Here is a 19,665-nt window from a genome sequence, read left to right on the forward strand (position 1 = left end):
TCAAATGGTTTGGGTGGAGCGATCGGAGGCCAGATGGGCGCCCAAGATTTCTTCGATGCGGGCTTTGAGCTGCTTGGATTTTTCGTCGGCCGGAAAGCGCACGCCGATGCCTTGGGTGCGCGCATGGGCTGCGCCCGCGGGGGTGATCCACGCCACTTTGCCCGCCACCGGGTAGCGCTGGGCTTCGTCGGGCAGGGTGAGCAGCACGTACACGTCTTGCCCGAGCTGGTATTCGCGCACCGAGGGCACGAAGATGCCGCCTTCGGTGAACAGGGGGATGTAGGCCGCATAGAGGGCGGCTTTTTCCTTGATCGACAACTGGATGACGGTGGGGCGGGTGGCCGCCGGGGCTTCGGCAGTGCTCATGGGCGCGAGTGTAGCGCTTGGCGTGCGCGCAGCGCCCAGGCCTCGTGCAACAAGGCGGCTTGAAAGGGGTGCTCGAGCGTGCGCGCAGCCTGCACCAGGTCGCGCTGCCAGGCGCTGAGTGCTGCCAAGGGTGGTGCGGGGGGCAGATCGGCAGCGGCAAAGAAGCGGGGTTCGGCGCCTACGGCGGTGCTCATCAGGTCGTGGCAGATCTGCTGCAGCAAGCCCATCTGCTGCGCCAGCGGCCACTCGCGCACGGGGCCCAAATCGCCTGCAGCCACGCGTTTGGGCAGGCTGGCCCACAGCGCGGCGTCGAGGCCGCTGGCCAGCCACTGGCGCGCGGCTTCGGGGCGGCCACCGCTGGCGCGCCAAGCCGCCTGCAACTGTGGCTCCGGGGTGCCGGGCGCGGCGACCTGCGCCAGCCAGGCGAGCGCCTCGGGCTCGGTCGGCCAAGCCATTTGTTGCGTCAGGCAGCGGCTGCGGATGGTGGGCGGCAGGGCGTGCGCGGCTTCGGTGCTGAGGATGAAGCGCAGCCCCGCAGGTGGCTCTTCCAGCGTTTTGAGCAGCGCGTTGGCCGATTCGACATTGAGCCGGTTGGCCGGGTGGATCAGCACCACCTTGGCGGCGGCGCGCGAGGCTGTGACTTGGCTAAAGGCCAGCGCGGCGCGCACCGGATCGACGCGGATGAACTGGCTCGGTTTGAGTTCTTTTTTGTCGATCTTGTCTTGGGTTTTGGGGTCCAGCGGCCAGCCGAGTTCGATCGCCAGCACCTCGGGCAGCAGCACGAACAGGTCGGGGTGGGTGCGCACCTCGATGGCGTGGCAGCCGCTGCAAGCGCCGCAGGCGCCTTGGTCGCTGGGGCGCTCGCATAACCAGACCCGTGCCAGCTCGAGAGCCAGCTCGTACTGCCCGAGGCCGGGCGGGCCGCTGAGCAGCAGGGCGTGGCTGCGCTGCTGGCGCAGGCTGGCCAGCTGGCGCTGCAGCCACGGCGGCAGGGCTTGCCTCATGTGGGGCTCAGCAGACCGCGCCGCTGCACCACGGTGCACACCTGCTGCCAGACCTGCTCTAGGGGCAGGCTGGCGTCGATGCGCTCGAAACGCTGCGGCCACTGGGCGCAGCGCGCTGCGTAGCCGGCCGCCACGCGCTCGAAAAAGGCCTGCGGTTCGGCCTCAAATTTGTCGGGTGCGCGCACCCCGGCCAAGCGTGCGGCAGCGGTGGCGGCGGGCAGGTCGAACCAGAGCGTGAGGTCGGGTTGGCGCACCGTGCTGGCAGGGCTTGCGAGGTTGGCGGGGGTGTCGAGGCTGGATGGAGGGCTGGCCTGCACCCACTGCTCCAGCGTCTGCAGCACTTGCAAATCGAAGCCGCGGCCGTGGCCTTGGTAGGCAAAGGTGGCGTCGGTGTAGCGGTCGCACAGCACCACTTGGCCTTGTGCCAAGGCCGGTTCGATCACCATTTGCAGGTGGTCGCGCCGGGCGGCAAACATCAGCAACGCCTCGGTCAGGGCGTCCATGGGTTGCTGCAGCAGCAGGGTGCGCAGCTGCTCGGCCAGCGGTGTGCCGCCGGGCTCGCGGGTGAGCCGCACCGCCCAGCCTTGAGCGCGCAAGGCTTGGGCCAAGGGCTCGATGTGCGAGGACTTGCCGGCGCCGTCGATGCCCTCGAAGGTGATGAAACAGCCTGTAGCGCTGGCAGGTGGCTGGTGAGGTGCGGGAGGCGTCGTCATTGGTTGAGGATGTAGCGCCGAATCGCCACATTGTGCTCGGCGTAGGTGCGGCTGAAGGCGCTCGAGCCGTCGCCCCGGGCCACGAAGTACATGGCTTGGGTATCGGCCGGTTGCACGGCGGCCAAGAGCGAGGCCATGCCGGGCATGGCGATCGGGGTCGGGGGCAGGCCGGCGCGGGTGTAGGTGTTCCAAGGCGTGTCGGTTTGCAGGTGGATGCGGCGCAAGCGCTCATCGAACCCAGGCCCCAAGCCATAGACCACGGTGGGGTCGGCCTGCAGCCGCATGCCGATGCGCAGCCGGTTGTTGAACACCCCCGAGACCATCGGGCGGTCGCTAGGCAGCCCGGTTTCGCGCTCGATGATGCTGGCCAGAATCAGCGCCTCGTCGGGGTTGCGCAGCGGCAGATTGGGGTGGCGCTGCTCCCAGGCTTGGGCCAGTTGTCTGTCCATGGCCTGAGCGGCTTGGCGCAGCAGGGCCGAGGCCTTGGAGTTTTTGGGATAGACGTAGGTGTCGGGGAAAAACCGCCCCTCGGGGTGCTTGTGCGGCAGGCCCAAGAAGCGCATGAGCTCAGCCGAGCTGGCTTGCGCGGGCAGGTCGTACACCAGCGCGTCGGCTTGCCGCAGCGCTTGCAGCACCTGATAGTAAGTCCAGCCTTCGAGCAAGGTGATGCGGCGCAGCGCCTGCTCGCCAGCCACCAGTTTGCGCAACAGCTCGCGTGGGCTGGTGTCGGGGCCAAATTCGTAGGTGCCGGCCTGCAGGCGGTGCGCCTGCCCAGAGGCACGAAACCACAAAAACAGCAGATCGGGCGAGGTTTGCAGCCCGCTTTGCACCAGCACCCGCGCCACCCCACGCGCCGAGGTGCCGGGCTCGATCACCACATCGACCACGCCCTGCGCCTGTGGTGCCAAGGGCAGCGGCCGCTGCAACCACCAAGCGGCCAGCGCGGCCAGCAACACGGCGCCGGCGATTGCGGCCAGCAGCAGCCATTTCAAGGTTCGGAACACGGATTAACACCTCTGAGAAAATCGGTGCCAGATGCAGCGACGCGCGCCATTGCGCGCCCTAGTGGACAATCTGGATTGCTTGCGATCATAAGTGACGCCCGCTTGTTGTGCCGCCGGGTCGCTGCGCCCAGATGGCGCACCGCGCACGTTCCAACCCGCACAAACCTTGTTCGCCTCCCGATAATCCCCCGCGATACCACTGCCCTCGATGAACCCCGATCACCCGCCCCTGCAAGACCCCGCGTCAGCACACCAGCCATCCGCTACCAGCCCTGCCAGCAGCCCCGATTTCGCCCCCGACGGCTGGAGCGGCCTCGCGCCCCTGCCCGCTTGGGGCGTGATCGCCGCTGAGGGGCCGGATGCGGCGAGCTTTTTGCACAACCAGTTGAGCAACGACTTTGCCCTGCTCGGCCAAGCCGAGGCGCGGCTGGCGGCGCTGTGCAACGCCAAGGGGCGGATGCTGGCCTCGTTCATCGGTTTCAAGCGCGGCCCCGAGCGCGTGCTGCTGTTGTGCGCGCGCGACCTGCTGCCGCAAACCCTGCAACACCTGCAGCGCTTCGTGTTGCGCGCCAAGGTGCGCCTGAGCAATGCCTCGGAGCGCTGCGGCCTGTGGGGCGCGGTGGGGGCGGCGGTGGCGGCCGACTTGCCCGCGCCCACCTGGAGTAAGCTCGACGCTGGGGCGCAGACTTGGGTGCGGCTGCCGGCGGTGGCGGGCTTGGGCCGGGCTTTGCTGTGCGTGGAAAGCGATGCGGGTGCCCATGAGCCAGCAGTACAAGCCCAAGCTCAAGCTCAATCCCAAGCCACCCCCCTGCCCCTAGCCCACTGGGACTGGCTGCAGGTGCGCAGCGCGGTGGTGTTGCTCAGCCGGCCACTGGTCGAACTGCTGGTGCCGCAGATGCTGAACTACGAATCGGTCGGGGGCGTGAACTTCAAAAAAGGCTGCTACCCTGGCCAAGAAGTGGTGGCGCGCAGCCAGTTTCGCGGCACCTTGAAGCGCCGCGCCTATCTTTCGCACTGCCCCAACACCGGCACCGGCACCGGCAGCGCCCCCATTGCTGGGCAAGCGGTATTCCACCCCAGCGACGCCGAGCAACCTTGTGGCGTGGTGGTGCAGGCCGCCGCGCACCCGGCGGGCGGTTTCGACGCCTTGCTCAGCTTGCAGACCAGCGCTGCCGACGGCCAGACGCTGCGCCTAGGCACACCCGATGGCGCGGCCCTGCATGTGCTGCCCCTGCCCTACGAACTGTTGGCCGATGTGTGAATGTGCCTGATCGCCTTGGCCATCGGCCAGCGCCCCGACTGCCCGCTGCTGCTGGCAGCCAACCGCGACGAATACTGGCAGCGCCCTACCCTGCCGCTGGCGGCGTGGCAGCTCGATAACGGCCAGACGGTGTATGGCGGCCGCGATCTGCTCGCCGGTGGCACCTGGCTGGGCTTTTCGGCGGCCGGCCGGGTGGCCCTGCTCACCAACGTGCGCGACGGCCAGCCCGAGAAAGCGGCGCGCAGCCGCGGCGAACTGGTGACGCGCTGGCTGGCTGGGCCGCCACCTCACACTGAACCGCCTAGCCCAGAAGCGCTTGGCCTGCCTGTGGGTGCCGCGCAGACCTTGCCCTTTGGCCCGCAGGCCTGGCACGATTTGCAGACCCTGCTGCAGCAGACCGACCCCAGCGCTTACGGCGGCTTTAACCTCGTGCTGGGCGACTGCGTCAGCGGCCACTGGTTTTGGCTCTCGAACCGCCCGCGCCGCATGGAGCGCGAAGGTTCAGCAGCAGCGACGCCGACTCCGGCGCCGATGCAGATTCCCAACCACGCCAGCCACGCCGCTGAAAAAGCCAGCGCATCCCCACTGCCCCTGAACTTGCCCCGCGACTTTTTGCCCCCCGGCTGGTGCGGCGCGGCGCTCCCTCCCGGCGTGTACGGACTGTCCAACGCCGCCCTCGACAGCCCATGGCCCAAGCTGCTGCGACTCAAATCGGCGGTCGCTTCCGTCTTGCAAGAGCCAACTTTGGCCTTGCACAGTGCAGCGTTGGCTTCCACCCCTGCAACCTTGGCCCAAGCGTGTTGGCAGACCCTGCTGCTCGAGGCGCTGCTGGACCGCTGCCCAGCCCCGGATGATCAGCTGCCTGCCACCGGGGTGCCGCTGGAGCTGGAGCGGCTGCTCTCGAGCCCCTTTGTGTGCATGCCGCAGCACGGCTACGGCACCCGCAGCAGCCTGATCGCGCGCTGGCTGCGCCCATCGGCAGCCAGCAGCCGGCTCGAAGTGCAGGAGTGGACACACCGGCCGCCAGCGCCAGTGCCGGCCATACAAACCACCAGCCTGACGGCCGCACCCACCCTGCAGAACCCAGCGCCCCAGCCGCACGCAAACCCTCGCGCGCCCCATCCTTCGCTGCTGACCCAGAGCGGCTACAGCAGCCTTTGCATCTCGATGTGGGGAATGCCCACTTCGTCGTAGGGTTGGCCCAGGGCCTCGAAGCCCAGGCGCTGGTAAAAGCCTTCGGCGCTGCGCTGCGCGCTCAGGCGCAAGCAACGGTCGCCGCGCGCGCGCGCCGCCTGCGCGAGCTCGCTCAGCAGCTGGCGGCCGACGCCGGTGCCGCGCAGCACCCGATGCACCGCCATGCGCCCGAGCTTGGCCACCCCGGCTTGGGCGGGCAGCAGGCGCGCCGTGGCCACCGGCTGCCCGAGCCGGTTGTAGGCCACCGCGTGCAGGCAATCGGCGTCGGCGGCGTCCCATTCGTCCTCGGGTGCAATGCCCTGCTCTTGCACAAATACCGCCGTGCGCACGCGCTGCGCGTCGGGGCCGAGCGTGTCCCAGCTGCCCCGGCGCAGATCCAGCACCGACTGGCCCGCCTCAAAAGCTTCGATGAGCGCACGCAAGGCCGCAGGCACGGGGCGCGGGCGCTGTGAGCTGGGGTCGGCAAACACATACACCAGTTCGCCCAGCGCCAGCGGCTGGCCGGCGCGCAACACGGCGCCGCGCAGCGTCATCGAGGTGTTGCCCAGCCGCTGGCAGGCCAGCGCCACGTCGAGCAGGTCGTCCATGCGCGCCGAGGCACTGAATTCGAGCGTGCTTTTCTTCAGATACAGCTCACCGCCGAGCTGCGCCATCGCGTCTTCGTAGGGCAGCGCAAGGGCGCGCCAGTACTCCGAGAGGCCGAGGTCGAAATACGCCAGATAGTGCGCGTTGAAGACGATCTTTTGCATATCGACTTCGGACCAGCGCACCCGCAACCGGTGCGAAAAACGAAAGTTTGCGGGGATCATTTTCGACCAATCATGGGCTTGGGTGCTGCGGCGCGGTGGCTGCAAGCTGGGCCAGCGTTGCTAGCCCACCCAGCGCCGGGCGTTGCGCCACATGCGCAGCCACGGGCTGGGGCCTTCGAGCGCGCCGCGGTGGCGCGGGTCGGTCCAGCTGAACTGCAGGTTGCGAAACACGCGCTCGGGGTGCGGCATCAGGGCGGTGAAGCGCCCGCACGCGGTGGTGACGCCGGTGAGCCCCCCCGGGCTGCCGTTGGGGTTGTAGGGGTAGGCTTGGGTGGCAGCGCCGTGGTGATCGACGAAGCGCAGCGCGGCGATGGCCTGCTCGGCGTGGCCGCGTTGGCCAAAGTTGGCGCAGCCCTCGCCGTGCGCGACCGCGATCGGCAGGCGGCTGCCGGCCATGCCCTCGAAGAACAGGCTGGGGCTGCGCTGCACCTCGACCAGGCTCAGGCGCGCCTCGAAGCGCTGCGACTGGTTGCGTGTGAAACGCGGCCAGGCTTGCGCGCCGGGGATGAGGTCGGCCAGTTCGGCGAACATCTGACAGCCGTTGCACACGCCCAGGCCAAAGGTGTCTGGGCACGCAAAGAAGGCCGCAAACTGCTCGGCCAATGCCGCATTGAACGTGATCGAGCGCGCCCAGCCGATGCCGGCGCCCAGCGTGTCGCCATAACTGAAGCCGCCGCAAGCCACCAAGCCTTTGAAGTCGCGCAGGTGCGCGCGGCCGCTGTGCAGATCGCTCATGTGCACGTCGTGCGCCTCGAAGCCCGCCAGATGGAAGGCGTAGGCCATTTCGAGCTGCGAGTTCACGCCCTGCTCGCGCAGAATCGCCACTTTGGGGCGCGCCAGATTCAGGTACGGCGCCGCCACGTCTTCGGCGGGGTCAAATGTGAGCGCCAGGTGCAGGCCGGGGTCGCCCGGCTGGCCCTGGGCGGCGTGTTCGGCGTCGGCGCAATCGGGGTGGTCGCGCAGGCGGCAGATTTTCCAGCTCACGCTGTCCCAGACCTGCTGCAGGTCTTGCAGGCTGGAGTCAAAAATCTTGCGCGCGTCGCGCCAGATTTGCAGCCGCTGCTCGGGGGCTGCGGCCTCTGGGCTGGCGGCCCCGGCGCTGGGCCAGGATGGGCTTTGCACCTTGCCGACGAAGTGGCTGTGCGCGCCCAACCCGTGTGCGCGCAGCACCTGCATCACGGGAGTGCGCTCGGCGTGGCGCACCTGCAGCAGCACGCCCAGCTCTTCGTTGAACAGCGCGCGCAGGGTGCGCTCTTGGCGCCGCGCCGCCACTTGCGCCGCCCAGTTTTTGCTGTCGCCGGTGTCCATGCGGCTGTCGGCAATGCCGTCGCCCTCGAGCAGCAGCGCGTCGAGGTTGAGCGCCACGCCCACTTGGCCAGCAAAAGCCATTTCGGCCACCGCCGCCAGCAAGCCGCCATCGCTGCGGTCGTGGTAGGCCAGTAGCAGGCCTTGGGCGCGCAGGGCGTTGATGGCGTGCACCAGTTGCACCAGATCGTGTGGCTGGTCGAGGTCGGGCACGGCGTCGCCGCTTTGCTCGAGGTGTTGCGCCAGCATCGAGCCGCCCAGGCGCATCTGACCCCGGCCCAGGTCGATCAGGAGCAGCTCCGAATCGATCCCGCGCTGCAGTTGCGGCGTCAGGGTGCCGCGCACGTCGGCCAGGGTGGCAAAGGCGCTCACGATCAGGCTCACGGGCGAGGTGACCTTGAGCGTCTGGCCGTCGGCGCGCCACTGGGTGCGCATCGACAGGCTGTCTTTGCCCACGGGGATGCTCACGCCCAGCGCCGGGCACAGCTCGAGCCCGACGGCGCGCACGCTGGCGTAGAGGTCGGCGTCCTCGCCCGCTTCGCCGCAAGCGGCCATCCAGTTGGCCGAGAGTTTGACGCGCCCGAGCTCGATCGGCGCCGCCAGCAAGTTGGTGATGGCCTCGGCCACCGCCATGCGCGCGGCGGCTGGGGCGTTGAGTGCGGCCAGCGGGCTGCGCTCGCCCATGCTCATGGCTTCGCCGGCCACGCCGGTGTAGTCGGCCAGGGTGACGGCGCAGTCGGCCACCGGCACCTGCCACGGCCCCACCATCTGATCACGGTGCGTCAGGCCGCCCACGCTGCGGTCGCCGATGGTGATGAGAAAGCGCTTGCTGGCCACCGTGGGGTGGCTGAGCACGGCGATCACGCTGGCTTGCAGCTCCACCTCGTGCAGGTCGAGCGCAGCCTGGGGGCGCGGCACGCTGTGCACCTCGCGCCGCATTTTGGGCGGTTTGCCCAGCAGCACGTTCAATGGCATCTGGATTGGTGTGGGATGCCCTACCCCCACGCTTGGCTGCTGCGCAGCCGCGCTGCCCCCCGAGGGGGCGCTCGCCAGCTTGGGGCGCCCCTCCCCGTCCGTCAGCACCAACTCGCGCTCCTCGGTCGCCACGCCCACCACGGCGAAGGGGCAGCGCTCGCGTTCGCAAAAAGCCTGGAACTGCGCCAGGGCGTCGGGCGCGATCGCCAGCACGTAGCGCTCCTGGCTTTCGTTGCACCAGATTTCCTTGGGCGACAGGCCCGATTCTTCCAGCGGCACGGCGCGCAGATCGAAACGCGCGCCGCGGCCGGCGTCGTTGACCAGCTCCGGGAAGGCGTTGGACAAGCCGCCCGCGCCCACGTCGTGGATGAACAGGATCGGGTTGTCCACCCCCAGCGCGGTGCAGTGGTTGATCACTTCCTGGGCACGGCGCTCGAGCTCCGGGTTGCCGCGCTGCACCGAGTCAAAGTCGAGCTCGGCCGCATTGGTGCCGCTGGCCACGGAACTGGCGGCGCCGCCGCCCATGCCGATGCGCATCCCTGGCCCGCCGAGCTGGATCAGCAGCGAGCCGGGCGGAAACTGCACCTTGTGCGTGAGCGCGGCGTCGATCTGGCCGATGCCGCCCGCGATCATGATCGGCTTGTGGTAGCCGCGCCGCAGCCCACCCACCACCTGCTCGTATTCGCGGAAATAACCCAGCAGATTGGGGCGGCCAAACTCGTTGTTGAAAGCGGCCCCGCCCAGCGGCCCGTCAAGCATGATCTGCAGCGGGCTGGCGATGTGTTCGGGCTTGCCCTCGGGCAGGTCGGACCAGCCACCCCAGAGTTTGGAGACGCTGAAACCCGTCAGTCCGGCCTTCGGTTTGGCGCCGCGCCCGGTGGCCCCTTCGTCGCGGATTTCGCCGCCGGCCCCCGTGGCGGCCCCGGCAAAAGGCGAAATGGCGGTGGGGTGGTTGTGCGTCTCGACCTTCATCAGGATGTGCTGCTCGGCGTCCTCAGCGGCATAGACCGGCACCGCATCGGGCTGCGCCATGCGCGCCACGAAGCGCTGCGAGCGGTGCCCCTGCATCACGGCGGCGTTGTCGGAGTAGGCCACCACGGTGTGCTGCGGGTGGCGCTGGTGCGTGTGGCGGATCATGCCAAACAGGCTGTGCGGCTGCGCCACACCGTCGATGACAAACTCGGCGTTGAAGATCTTGTGCCGGCAGTGCTCGCTGTTGGCCTGCGCAAACATCATCAGCTCGACGTCACTGGGGTTGCGCCCCAGCCCCACAAAGGCCGCCAGCAGGTAGTCGATCTCGTCCTCGGCCAGCGCCAGGCCCCAAGCGCGATTGGCCTGCTCCAGCGCCACCCGGCCGGCGCCGAGCACATCGACGTGCTCCAGCGGCGCCGCCGGCAGTTCGGCAAACAGACGCTGGGCGTCGGCGCGCTCGCCCAAGGCGCTTTCGGTCATGCGGTCGTGCAGCAGCGCCGCCGCTTGCTGCCACTGGGTTGGGCTCAGGCTGGCGGGCGCACGGCCAAACAGGCCGCCGCGCAGTTCCAACTGGTATTCGGTGCCGCGTTCGATGCGGCGCACCGCCAGACCGCAGTTGCGCGCAATGTCGGTGGCCTTGGAGGCCCATGGCGACACGGTGCCGATGCGCGGCGTGACCAGCACCGGCACGGAGTTGGCAGCGCTGGCCTCGGGGGCGCTCCAGGGTGGGCCGTAGCTCAGCAGGGCCTGCAAGCGCTGCCACTCGGGCGCCGTGGGCGCGGCAGCTGTCGCCACCCAGTGCAGGAAGCGCGCCCGCAGGCCGACGATGGATGGGTGGATGGCTTGCAGCCGGGGCAGCAATTGCTGGGCGCGAAAGTCGTCGAGGGCGGCGCCGCCTTCGATCAGGGTCAGGTGCAGGGTCACGGTCGGCCTAGGTGGGCAAGGAAGCCGCCGATTTTACCGGCTGGCCCCCCATGGCTTGGACACCCGGGCACTGCACCTGGGCCCGAGGCCAAGACCACACACCAGCCCGACATCCGACGGCCCCGAGCCTGGCCCGCCGCCGTCGGCACCCGCGCACACCCCCCGCTACGGTGCGGCTGGGCGGTTGACGGGCGAATTTGGATCGAGCAAAAAGGCCATCACATGCCGGACTTGGTCTTCGGTCAAGATGCCTTTGTGACCCGCGCGTGGCATTTTGGAACAGGGGAAAAACGCCCGCGGATTCCAGATCACGCCCCAGGTGTACTCAACGATCGCACGCGCATCCGGGCTATTGGGGTCGGTGACGCCACGCAGGCGCCCATAGTTGAGCAGGCTGGGGCCGAGGTTGCCAAACGAGATTTCTTCTCGCGTCATCTTGTGACAGTTGAAGCAATTGCCCCCCGCCGCCGTCGCTGCGACATCGGTCCACGTCAGGCCGCGGCCGCTTTGGGCGATCAGTTCCCCTTCCCGCCATTCGCCCAGGAAACGACCATCAGCCGGTAGGCGAATGGTCCGCATCTGGGATTCTTGAATTTGGCGCAGGGTTGCATCGTCCAAGGGTTTGCCGGTGCGCTCGGCTTCAGCGCAGCGCTGGTTGATCGGGTCGAGCGGAAACAGCCGATCCATGGTCGCAATGCCTCTTGCGGTAAAGGATGAGCGCATCATTTCTTCGGCTTTGCGATCCAGATCGGCGGCTGTCGGTCCGCTCGAGTGCGCAACCGACTGCAACAGCATCAACGCAGCGGCCGCGACCAGTGCACTGGCAATTAATTTGATTTTCATGGCGACAACTCCGGTGCGAGGTTAGCGGCGAATGGCAGGAACGTCGGAAACCGTTCCCCGGGCATGCACGCCCATATAGACGCTCAGTGCAATGGTGGCATCACTGGCAAACTTGGGTTCAGGAAAACGCATCTGGCGAAAGCAGTCGTTGATGCGATGCTGCATGCTCCACATTTGCCCCGACGAAAGCCGGTACGCGGGCCAGGCGGCAAAACCCACTTTGTCGGGCGGGTTGTCATTGAGCAAGGGCAATTCCTGCAGACGGATGCGTCCGCCCTTGATCGAATGGCAGGTGGCACATGAAAAATCATGCGTGCCTGCGCGGGTGAAGAACATGCGCTCCCCGAGGTGATACATGGTCTGCTCGGCCGGATGGCTGTTGGGCACATTGAAACGCATGCCCTTGGACTGATCAGCGACCCAGGTTGCGATTGCCACCACGTTGGCGGTTTCGCCCGGCCGGATGAAATTGCGCGTTGACACCTGACTGGTGTCGAGACCCTGCAGGGTCTGCATGCAAGTGAGCAGACGGCTCTCGAGGTCCTGAACCCGGTTGGTGTCGGGGAAGAAACGCGGCAGCTGCACAAACGCACCCTTGACCACGCCCGGGCCCAGGCCGAGATCGCATTGCTCCAGCGAGGCGTTTTTCGGGCCTCGCCGCTCGCGCCACAACTGCTCGCCCCGCATCGCGTACAGATCGGCCGGGTTGCCGTCTTGCAACATTGCCCGGTGCGCTTCGATGGCCTGGAGGGTCGTGCGATCCTGATCCTGGCTGTAGGAAAGCCCAGCCCAACCCAACGCCGTCACAGCCGCAAGCCCGAGCACGGTCGCTGTCACCACGGGCCTTGAACGCGGATTCTTCATGTCTGTCTCCTTATTCGTGTCTTGATCACGCTCTTGAACGAACGCATCCCATGCTAGCAGCTGTCAAGCTGCCGCACATTGGTACAAACACTGAATGCGCATATTAGGATGCTGCAGATTCTTGTCTGCCAAGACAAAATACCCGGATCCGTATCAGGGCAGAGTCCGGGTCGTCGATACCCGCATCCCAGCCGGCTTTACTTGAGCAATGCCAGCAGCTCACGGAAACGCGGGTGCTCGCAGTGCTGCAGCCACTCGAACAGCACCATTTCGCTGGTCACCAACTCGACGCCGTTGTGGGCCAGGCGGTCGAAGGCGGCGTCGCGGTCGCGCTCGCGGCGCGAGCCGCAGGCGTCGGTGACCACCCAGACATCGAACTCGCGCTCCAGCAACCCGAGCGCAGTCTGCAGCAGGCACACGTGCGCTTCGCAGCCCGCGATCAGCACCGTCTGGCGCTCGAGCGCAGGCGCGGCGGCTGGTTTTTGCAGATGCCTGGGCAGGCTGCGGGCGTTGCCGGCGGGCTTGGGTGCGGGCCGCTCGGGTGGGCGCAGGGCATCGAGCAGGCCCGACTCGCAGGCGCTGAAATGCATCTTGCTGAAGGTCTGCTGGCACAGGGCGCGCAGCTCGGGCGCATTGGGGCCCAGCCGCTGCGGATTTTGCTCGGTGCCCCAGACCGGGGCCCCCAGGGCTCGAGCCGCACGCGCCAGCAGCAGGGCGCGCGCGAGCACCTCGTCAGCGTGAGCGATCACGGGCATCAGTTTGGTCTGGTAGTCCACCAGCACCAGTTGGCAATCGTCGAGTTCGAGCAGCATGGCAAGGGGTCCAGTGGGTGGGGTTTACTTCAAATGCGAATTTCAAGCCATTGACAACACGGGGTTTTGCTTATACTCTGCGGCCATGGGACCAGCCATTGCAACCACCACGCGCGGCACCAGGGCAGCCTGGGGCTGGTCCGGCGTGCCGGCATTGCTGGCCACCGCAGCCCTGACAGCGGTCTTGATTGTGCCTGCACCCGCCCACGCCACCGACGCGCTGGCGGATTTTTTGCAGCAGCAGGGTTTGGTTGCCCCAGCCAAAGCACCCTTGGAGCCTGTAGCGCCCCCCTCTGACACTGCGGCCTCCGCCACCGACACCGGGCGGCCCCTGCACTCCAGTTTGGTGGTGCATGCGCTGGGTTTTCTGGGGGTGCCCTACCAACTCGGGGGCGAGAGCGCCGAAGAGGGTTTCGATTGCAGCGGCTTCGTGCAGGCGGCGTTTCGCCACGTGATGGGGTTGCAGCTGCCGCGCATCGCGCGCGACCAAGCCCGCGCCACCGACGCCATCGAACGCAGCGAACTGGCGCCGGGCGACCTGGTCTTTTTCAACACCCTGGGGCGGCGTTACAGCCATGTAGGCATCTACATCGGTGAACGCCGCTTCGTGCACTCGCCGCGCAGCGGGGCGAGTGTGCGCATCGAACGCATGGACGTGCGCTACTGGGCCACGCGCTTCAACGGCGCGCGCCGGGTGTCAGCCCACTTGCCTGCCGCACCCGAGCCCGCACCGATGCCGGCCGCGCTGCTGGCACAACGCTAGCCCGGGCCGATCCGAATCAAGCCGTCCGCGCCGCTTCGGCTTTCTTCAGCACCACGTACAGCTCGTCTTTGAGGCGCAGCTTTTCCTTCTTCAGGGTCTCGATCTGCTCCTGGCTGCCACCCACGGCTCCGGCTTCCATGTTCTTGATGGTGTGGTCGAGCTCGTTGTGCTTCGCGAACAGGCGGCCAAAGTGGTGGTCGCTCACCTTGAGTTCAGAAATCAGATCGCGGTACTCTGGAAACATGTTCACTCCTGTTCACTAAAAAAACGCCTGCACAGCCCACGCGGCCGCAGCTTCAGTGGCTACTGTAACCGAGTCAGAGGTTGATGCAGCCACTCAGGTCGCCTTGATGCAGTCGGCAAAGTAGGCGTTGCGTCCGTCGGCGTCTTGCTCGACCACCAAGCCGTGGATGTCGGTCTCGAAGCCCGGGCACTGCAGGGCAAAATCGCGCGCGAACTTCAGATAATCGACGATGCGCCGGTTGAACACCTCGCCCGGGATCAGGAGCGGGATGCCGGGCGGGTACGGCGTGATGAGCGCGGTGGTGATGCGGCCCTCGAGCGCGTCGATCGGCACGCGCTCGGTGCGGCGGCGGGCGATGTGTGCAAAGGCATCGCTGGGCTTCATGGCTGGGGTCAGGTCGCTCAGGTACATCTCGGTGGTCAGGCGCGCGATGTCCGATTTGGCGTAGAGCTCGTGCACCCGTTGGCACAGGTCGCGCAGCCCCATTTTTTCGTAGCGCCGCTGCTTGGCACAGAACTCGGGCATGATGCGCCACAGCGGCTGGTTGCGGTCGTAGTCGTCCTTGAACTGCTGCAAGGCGGTGAGCAGGGTATTCCAGCGGCCCTTGGTGATGCCGATGGTGAACATGATGAAAAAACTGTAGAGGCCGGTTTTTTCCACCACCACGCCGTGCTCGCTCAGGTATTTGGTGACGATGCTGGCCGGGATGCCGCTGGCGGCAAAGTCGCCCTTCATGTTCAACCCCGGCGTGAGCAAGGTGGCTTTGATCGGGTCCAGCATGTTGAAGCCCGGCGCCATGTCGCCAAAGCCATGCCAGGCGTCGCCACCGCGCAGCAGCGGCCGGCCGTCGGCGTTGGTGCGCTGCAGGATCCAGTCGTGGGCCCGGCCCACGCCCTCTTCGGCCAGCGCTTCGGGGCCCCAGACCTGGAACCACCAGTCGTCGTCGCCAAACTCGGCCTCGACCTTGCGCATGGCGCGCCTGAAGTCCAGCGCCTCGGCGATGCTTTCTTCGACCAGCGCGGTGCCGCCGGGCGGCTCCATCATGGCGGCGGCGACGTCGCAACTGGCGATGATGCTGTACTGCGGGCTGGTGCTGGTGTGCATCAGGTAGGCTTCGTTGAACAGATGCCGGTCCAGCGGCGTGCTCAGCGAGTCTTGCACCAGCACGTGGCTGGCCTGGCTGATGCCGGCCAGCAGCTTGTGGATGCTCTGGGTGGAATAGACCACCGAATGCTTGGGCCGGGCGCGCTTGCGCCCCATGGCGTGGAAGGTGCCGTAAAAGGGGTGAAAGGCGGCGTGCGGCAGCCAGGCTTCGTCAAAGTGCAGGTTGTCCACGTAGCCGTCGAGCATCTGCTTGATGGCTTCGGTGTTGTAGAGCACGCCGTCGTAGGTGGACTGCGTCAGCGTCAGGATGCGCGGCTTGACCGTTTGCGCATCGACGCCGGCCAGCAGCGGGTGCGCCTCGATCTTGGCGCGGATCGCGTCGGGCTCGAACTCGCTCTGCGGAATCGGGCCGATGATGCCCCAGTGGTTGCGCGTGGGCTTGAGGAACACCGGCACCGCGCCGGTCATGATGATGCTGTGCAGCACCGACTTGTGGCAGTTGCGGTCCACCAGCACCACATCGCCTGGGGCCACGGTGTGGTGCCAGACCATCTTGTTGCTGGTGCTGGTGCCGTTGGTGACGAAGAAGCAGTGGTCGGCGTTGAAGATGCGCGCGGCGTTGCGCTCGCTCTCGCCGATGGCGCCGTTGTGGTCGAGCAACTGGCCCAGCTCCTCGACCGAATTGCAGACGTCGGCGCGCAGCATGTTCTCGCCAAAGAACTGGTGAAACATCTGCCCCACCGGGGTCTTGAGGAAAGCCACACCGCCGGAGTGGCCGGGGCAGTGCCAGGAGTAGGAGCCGTCTTCGGCGTAGTCGAGCAAGGCCTTGAAGAACGGCGGCTGGATGCCCTCGAGGTAGCTCTTGGCTTCGCGGATGAGGTGGCGCGCCACGAACTCGGGCGTGTCCTCGAACATGTGGATGAAGCCGTGCAGCTCGCGCAAGATGGCGTTGGGCAGGTGGCGGCTGGTCTTGGTTTCGCCGTAGATGTAGATCGGCACGTCGGCGTTCTTGCGCCGCACTTCTTCTATGAAGTGGCGCAGGTTCAGCACCGCCGGGTCCAGGTCGGGGCCGGGGGTGAACTCCTCGTCGTCGATCGACAGGATGAAGGCGCTGGCGCGGCTTTGCTGTTGCGCAAACTGGCTCAGGTCGCCGTAGCTGGTCACGCCCACGACCTCGAAACCCTCGCTCTCGATGGCTTGCGCCAGCGCACGTATGCCCAAGCCCGAGGTGTTTTCGGAGCGGAAGTCTTCATCGATGATGACGATGGGGAAACGAAATTTCATGGTGCACCAGTGTAGAGACTCAATATGACGCAAGCCCCCCGTGGCCTCTGGGTCTGGGGACGGCGCAGCGATTGTGCACCACGCGTGCGCTGAATGCGCTATGCTGGCCGCATTGGTTTGGACTGCGGGGCGCGCGTATGACGGATTGGATGGTGTGGTGGCTGCTGGCCGGCTTGGCGATCGTGCTCGAATTGCTCACCGGCACTTTTTTTCTGCTCATGCTCGCGGTCGGCTTGGTGGCCGGTGCGCTGGCGGCACACGCCGGGTTGGAGCTCACGGGGCAGCTGCTCACGGCGGCGATCGTGGGCGGCGGCGCGGTCGCCCTGTGGCAGCGCTGGCGCGCCCGGCATCCCATCCAGGCCGCAGCCGGACGCAACCCCGACATTAACCTCGACATCGGGCAGACGCTGGTGGTGGAGCGCTGGCAAGCCGACGGCTGGGCCCAGGTGCGCTACCGCGGCGCCCACTGGAGCGTGCAGTTGCAGCCCGGCACCAGCCCCGGTGTGCACACGCGCTACCGCATCGTGCAGGTACACGGCAACACCCTGATCGTGCAAGCCCTGGACCCCGAGCCCCCCAGCGCCGCACCAGACCCCGGCGCGCCCTCTCACTGAACCAAAGGAATCCTGCCATGGAGTTCATCGCCCTCGCCGTCGTCATCGTCGCCATCGTGTTCGTGGTGCGTTCGATCCAAGTGGTGCCGCAGCAAAACGCCTGGGTCAAGGAGCGTTTGGGCAAATACGCCGGCACGCTCGGGCCCGGGCTCAATTTTCTGGTGCCCTTCATCGAGCGCGTGGCCTACAAGCACAGCCTGAAGGAAATCCCGCTCGATGTGCCCGAACAGATCTGCATCACGCGCGACAACACCCAGCTCAAGGTCGATGGGATTTTGTACTTTCAGGTCACCGACCCCATGCGCGCCAGCTACGGTTCGTCCAACTACATGCTGGCCATCACGCAACTGGCGCAGACCACGCTGCGCAGCATCATTGGCCGCATGGAGCTGGACAAAACCTTCGAGGAGCGCGACCTGATCAACTCGCAGGTGGTGAGCGCGATCGACGAGGCCGCGCTCAACTGGGGCGTGAAGGTGCTGCGCTACGAGATCAAGGACCTGACACCCCCGGTCGAGATTCTGCGCTCGATGCAGGCCCAGATCACCGCCGAGCGCGAGAAGCGCGCCCTGATCGCCGCCTCGGAGGGGCGCAAGCAAGAGCAGATCAACATCGCCAACGGCGAGCGCGAAGCCTCCATTGCCCGCTCCGAGGGCGAGCGCCAAGCCGCCATCAACCTGGCCCAAGGCCAAGCCTCGGCCATCTTGGCGGTGGCCGAAGCCTCGGCGCAGGCCATCGAGCGCATCGCCCACGCCATCCGCACCGACGGCGGCGAGGCGGCGGTGCAGCTCAAGGTGGCCGAAAAAGCCGTCGAAGCCTACGCCAAAGTGGCGGCCGATGCCCACACCACCCTGATCGTTCCATCCAACATGACCGAAGTGAGCCACCTGATCGGCTCGGCCATGCAGATGGTGCGCACGCTCAAGCCCAGCGCCTGAGCCCCCCAGCCGCGGCCCTGCTCCCTCGGGCGCAAGTGCCGCTGCTCGGTCAGCGCTCGGTCAGCGCCGCTGCCAGTGTAGAATGCCGGGCTACCCGGAGAGATGGATGAGCGGTTTAAGTCGCACGCCTGGAAAGCGTGTGTGGGCTAACCCCCACCGCGGGTTCGAATCCCGCTCTCTCCGCCAGAATATCGATATAAATCAAGCGCTTACTGTTACCAAACCGGCCCCTTGGCGTGATTGTCAGCGCGCAAGGCCAGTGCTATGATCCGAGCATCATGCTGGCCGAAACGACTGCGCAACACCTGCTTGAGCCGCTCGCACTCAAATACATCTGGTGGGAGCCGCCTTCGGAAGCGCTGCGTTTTCCGCAGCGCGTGATTGCGCAAGTGATGGACCTTGGCACGCACGAGGATTCGCTTGTTCTCACCGATTTGGTGGGTGAGGACGCCTTGCGTGAGGTGCTTGGGTGCGCGCAGGCAGGTTGGTTCAACGCGAGGTCGTGGCACTATTGGCACTACCGGCTGGGCTTGTGCGAGCCGGGCGAGGTGCCGCCGCTGCCGCAGCGAAGGTTCGACTGATGATGCGCACTTTCATTCCAAAACTGGATGTGCTGCCGCCAGAGCAAAAACGCATCTGGCCGCAACTGTCAAATGCTCCCAGGCTCGGGCTCACGTTGTACGGCGGAACCGCAATTGCCTTGCGCCTTGGGCATCGTGAGTCAATGGACTTCGATTTCTTTACCAATGATCCGATTGATCGTCCGGGACTTGACACCTACCGCTCCAAGCCGCGCCCGCGTTTAACCTCGGCCCTTGCCTGCCGCCGCAGTTCATCCACCTGCCGCACCTCATCGGCGCTGGCCTGGCGCTCGGGCAGGGCCAGCATAGCGGCGAGCCTGTCCAGACTCTGCGTGTAGTCGCGGCATTCTTGCGCCGTCATGGGGCGGGCACGCTCGGCTTCAACCACGGCGCGGGCCTGCGGTTCGTGCGCCCACTGTCCGCCGTGCAGTTCGTTGGAGTAGATCGCAACATTGCCGCGCCGGTACACGGTCACGCGGTCGGCCAGCTTGTTGTTCTCGATGCGCTCCAGCGTGACGAGCATCCCGTCGTAGCCCGCCCGGTGCGCCTCTGGCGAGGTCATGCGCCCGATCCCTCGGTCTGCCTTCTGCCCCTCGTAGCGCAGCAAAATGCCCAACTCGCTCAAGCGCCAAGTGACAGCCAGCGCACGGGCATCGATGAAGTAGCCTGCGCTGCGCAAGCCCTCCATCGTGGAGGCAACCCCGTTGCTGTCGCGCATGGTGCCCTCGATGACGATGTGGAGCCGTTGTGCCTTGGCCTCGGCAATGGCCTTTTCGATCCAACTGCTGATGTCGCGCTGGGTGTAGAAAGCAGCGGTCTTGTCGTCGCGCTGCATCAACCATTCGTTCAGAGGATGAAATTCGCGCAAGTCGTCGCCAACGATCTCGACCGCCCCGCCGCGTGGCTCCAGCTCGCTCATCGCCGCTTTGACTGATCGGCTTTTGCCTGCGCCCGGCTGGCCGCCAAAAATGACGGCTACAGGTTGCAGGGCAGGTTCTGCGTGCGCAAAAATCCAAGGCTTGATTTCTTGCTCGAAGACTGCCTGATTCTCCGCTTCGCTAAGCCGGTGTTGGTCTGGGTTCGCTGCCATG

At 66.7% G+C, this 19,665-nt stretch carries 18 protein-coding genes, 1 tRNA gene and 1 pseudogene; 8 read left to right on the top strand and 12 right to left on the bottom strand.

Annotated elements, in window-relative coordinates:
• The 4 genes from AAAZ40_RS07825 to mltG are packed head-to-tail and all read right to left on the bottom strand — an operon-like array spanning nt 1 to nt 3,087.
• Nucleotides 1-366: a PilZ domain-containing protein gene (locus tag AAAZ40_RS07825; RefSeq protein ID WP_045535405.1), complete on the bottom strand. Its 366-nt coding sequence runs from the start codon at nt 364-366 to the stop codon at nt 1-3.
• Nucleotides 363-1,370 (bottom strand): DNA polymerase III subunit delta', encoded by a 1,008-nt coding sequence (locus AAAZ40_RS07830; protein WP_476659839.1) that lies wholly within the window; start codon nt 1,368-1,370, stop codon nt 363-365. The genes AAAZ40_RS07825 and AAAZ40_RS07830 overlap by 4 nt, the downstream gene beginning before the upstream one ends.
• A complete protein-coding gene (tmk, locus tag AAAZ40_RS07835) occupies nt 1,367-2,083 on the bottom strand; it encodes a dTMP kinase (protein ID WP_045535409.1) in 717 nt (238 codons plus the stop codon). The genes AAAZ40_RS07830 and tmk overlap by 4 nt, the downstream gene beginning before the upstream one ends.
• Nucleotides 2,080-3,087, bottom strand: a complete 1,008-nt coding sequence (gene mltG, locus AAAZ40_RS07840; protein ID WP_144400274.1) for an endolytic transglycosylase MltG — start codon at nt 3,085-3,087, stop codon at nt 2,080-2,082. Before mltG ends, tmk begins: the two co-directional genes overlap by 4 nt.
• A gap of 208 nt (nt 3,088-3,295) precedes the next feature.
• On the opposite strand from mltG, the gene ygfZ reads away from it, so the two are divergent.
• Together ygfZ and AAAZ40_RS07850 are read left to right on the top strand one after the other, a co-directional pair.
• The gene (gene ygfZ, locus AAAZ40_RS07845) at nt 3,296-4,348 is read left to right on the top strand and encodes a CAF17-like 4Fe-4S cluster assembly/insertion protein YgfZ (protein ID WP_476659840.1); all 1,053 of its coding nucleotides are present in this window, start codon (nt 3,296-3,298) and stop codon (nt 4,346-4,348) included.
• Entirely contained in the window at nt 4,349-5,542 is a 1,194-nt protein-coding gene (locus AAAZ40_RS07850) for an NRDE family protein (protein ID WP_052468424.1), read from the top strand. It begins immediately after the preceding gene.
• Here the strand turns inward: AAAZ40_RS07850 and AAAZ40_RS07855 are convergent.
• From AAAZ40_RS07855 to AAAZ40_RS07875, 5 genes are all read right to left on the bottom strand, one after another.
• Entirely contained in the window at nt 5,494-6,351 is an 858-nt protein-coding gene (locus AAAZ40_RS07855; protein WP_476659841.1) for a YbgC/FadM family acyl-CoA thioesterase, read from the bottom strand. The genes AAAZ40_RS07850 and AAAZ40_RS07855 overlap by 49 nt on opposite strands.
• Before the next feature lie 60 nt (nt 6,352-6,411).
• Nucleotides 6,412-10,527 (bottom strand): phosphoribosylformylglycinamidine synthase, encoded by a 4,116-nt coding sequence (gene purL, locus AAAZ40_RS07860; protein WP_476659842.1) that lies wholly within the window; start codon nt 10,525-10,527, stop codon nt 6,412-6,414.
• 165 nt (nt 10,528-10,692) lie between these two features.
• Nucleotides 10,693-11,370 (bottom strand): sulfur oxidation c-type cytochrome SoxX, encoded by a 678-nt coding sequence (gene soxX, locus AAAZ40_RS07865; RefSeq protein ID WP_476659843.1) that lies wholly within the window; start codon nt 11,368-11,370, stop codon nt 10,693-10,695.
• A 21-nt stretch (nt 11,371-11,391) separates the two neighbouring features.
• Nucleotides 11,392-12,234, bottom strand: coding sequence for a sulfur oxidation c-type cytochrome SoxA (soxA, locus tag AAAZ40_RS07870; RefSeq protein WP_476659844.1), 843 nt, complete (start codon nt 12,232-12,234; stop codon nt 11,392-11,394).
• Nucleotides 12,235-12,431: 197 nt separating this feature from the next.
• Entirely contained in the window at nt 12,432-13,046 is a 615-nt protein-coding gene (locus AAAZ40_RS07875) for an isochorismatase family protein (RefSeq protein WP_476659845.1), read from the bottom strand.
• 85 nt (nt 13,047-13,131) lie between these two features.
• Here AAAZ40_RS07875 and AAAZ40_RS07880 point away from each other — a divergent pair, with 85 nt between their 5' ends.
• Complete coding sequence (locus AAAZ40_RS07880; protein ID WP_476659846.1) at nt 13,132-13,809, top strand: C40 family peptidase; 678 nt, start codon at nt 13,132-13,134, stop codon at nt 13,807-13,809.
• Between the two features lie 16 nt (nt 13,810-13,825).
• On the opposite strand, the gene AAAZ40_RS07885 is transcribed toward AAAZ40_RS07880, so the two are convergent.
• Nucleotides 13,826-14,053, bottom strand: coding sequence for an HP1242/YdcH family protein (locus tag AAAZ40_RS07885; protein WP_476659847.1), 228 nt, complete (start codon nt 14,051-14,053; stop codon nt 13,826-13,828).
• Between the two features lie 93 nt (nt 14,054-14,146).
• Nucleotides 14,147-16,441: an Orn/Lys/Arg family decarboxylase gene (locus AAAZ40_RS07890; protein ID WP_476659848.1), complete on the bottom strand. Its 2,295-nt coding sequence runs from the start codon at nt 16,439-16,441 to the stop codon at nt 14,147-14,149.
• A 137-nt stretch (nt 16,442-16,578) separates the two neighbouring features.
• Between AAAZ40_RS07890 and AAAZ40_RS07895 the strand changes: the two genes are divergently transcribed.
• The 5 genes from AAAZ40_RS07895 to AAAZ40_RS07915 all read left to right on the top strand — a co-directional run bounded on the left by AAAZ40_RS07895 (nt 16,579) and on the right by AAAZ40_RS07915 (nt 18,912).
• On the top strand, nt 16,579-17,055 hold the full coding sequence (locus AAAZ40_RS07895; RefSeq protein WP_476659849.1) for an NfeD family protein: 477 nt from the start codon (nt 16,579-16,581) through the stop codon (nt 17,053-17,055).
• Nucleotides 17,056-17,072: 17 nt separating this feature from the next.
• Nucleotides 17,073-17,993: an SPFH domain-containing protein gene (locus AAAZ40_RS07900; protein ID WP_476659850.1), complete on the top strand. Its 921-nt coding sequence runs from the start codon at nt 17,073-17,075 to the stop codon at nt 17,991-17,993.
• Nucleotides 17,994-18,089: 96 nt separating this feature from the next.
• A tRNA-Ser gene (locus AAAZ40_RS07905) sits at nt 18,090-18,179 on the top strand.
• A 92-nt stretch (nt 18,180-18,271) separates the two neighbouring features.
• Entirely contained in the window at nt 18,272-18,574 is a 303-nt protein-coding gene (locus AAAZ40_RS07910; protein WP_476659851.1) for a hypothetical protein, read from the top strand.
• A 2-nt stretch (nt 18,575-18,576) separates the two neighbouring features.
• Entirely contained in the window at nt 18,577-18,912 is a 336-nt protein-coding gene (locus tag AAAZ40_RS07915) for a nucleotidyl transferase AbiEii/AbiGii toxin family protein (RefSeq protein ID WP_476661713.1), read from the top strand.
• Between the two features lie 101 nt (nt 18,913-19,013).
• On the opposite strand, the pseudogene AAAZ40_RS07920 reads toward AAAZ40_RS07915, so the two are convergent.
• Nucleotides 19,014-19,664: pseudogene (locus AAAZ40_RS07920) on the bottom strand (zeta toxin family protein); the annotation flags it as partial.
• Nucleotide 19,665: the final 1 nt, after the last annotated feature.

The organism is Serpentinimonas sp. SMBJO2 (assembly GCF_056341105.1).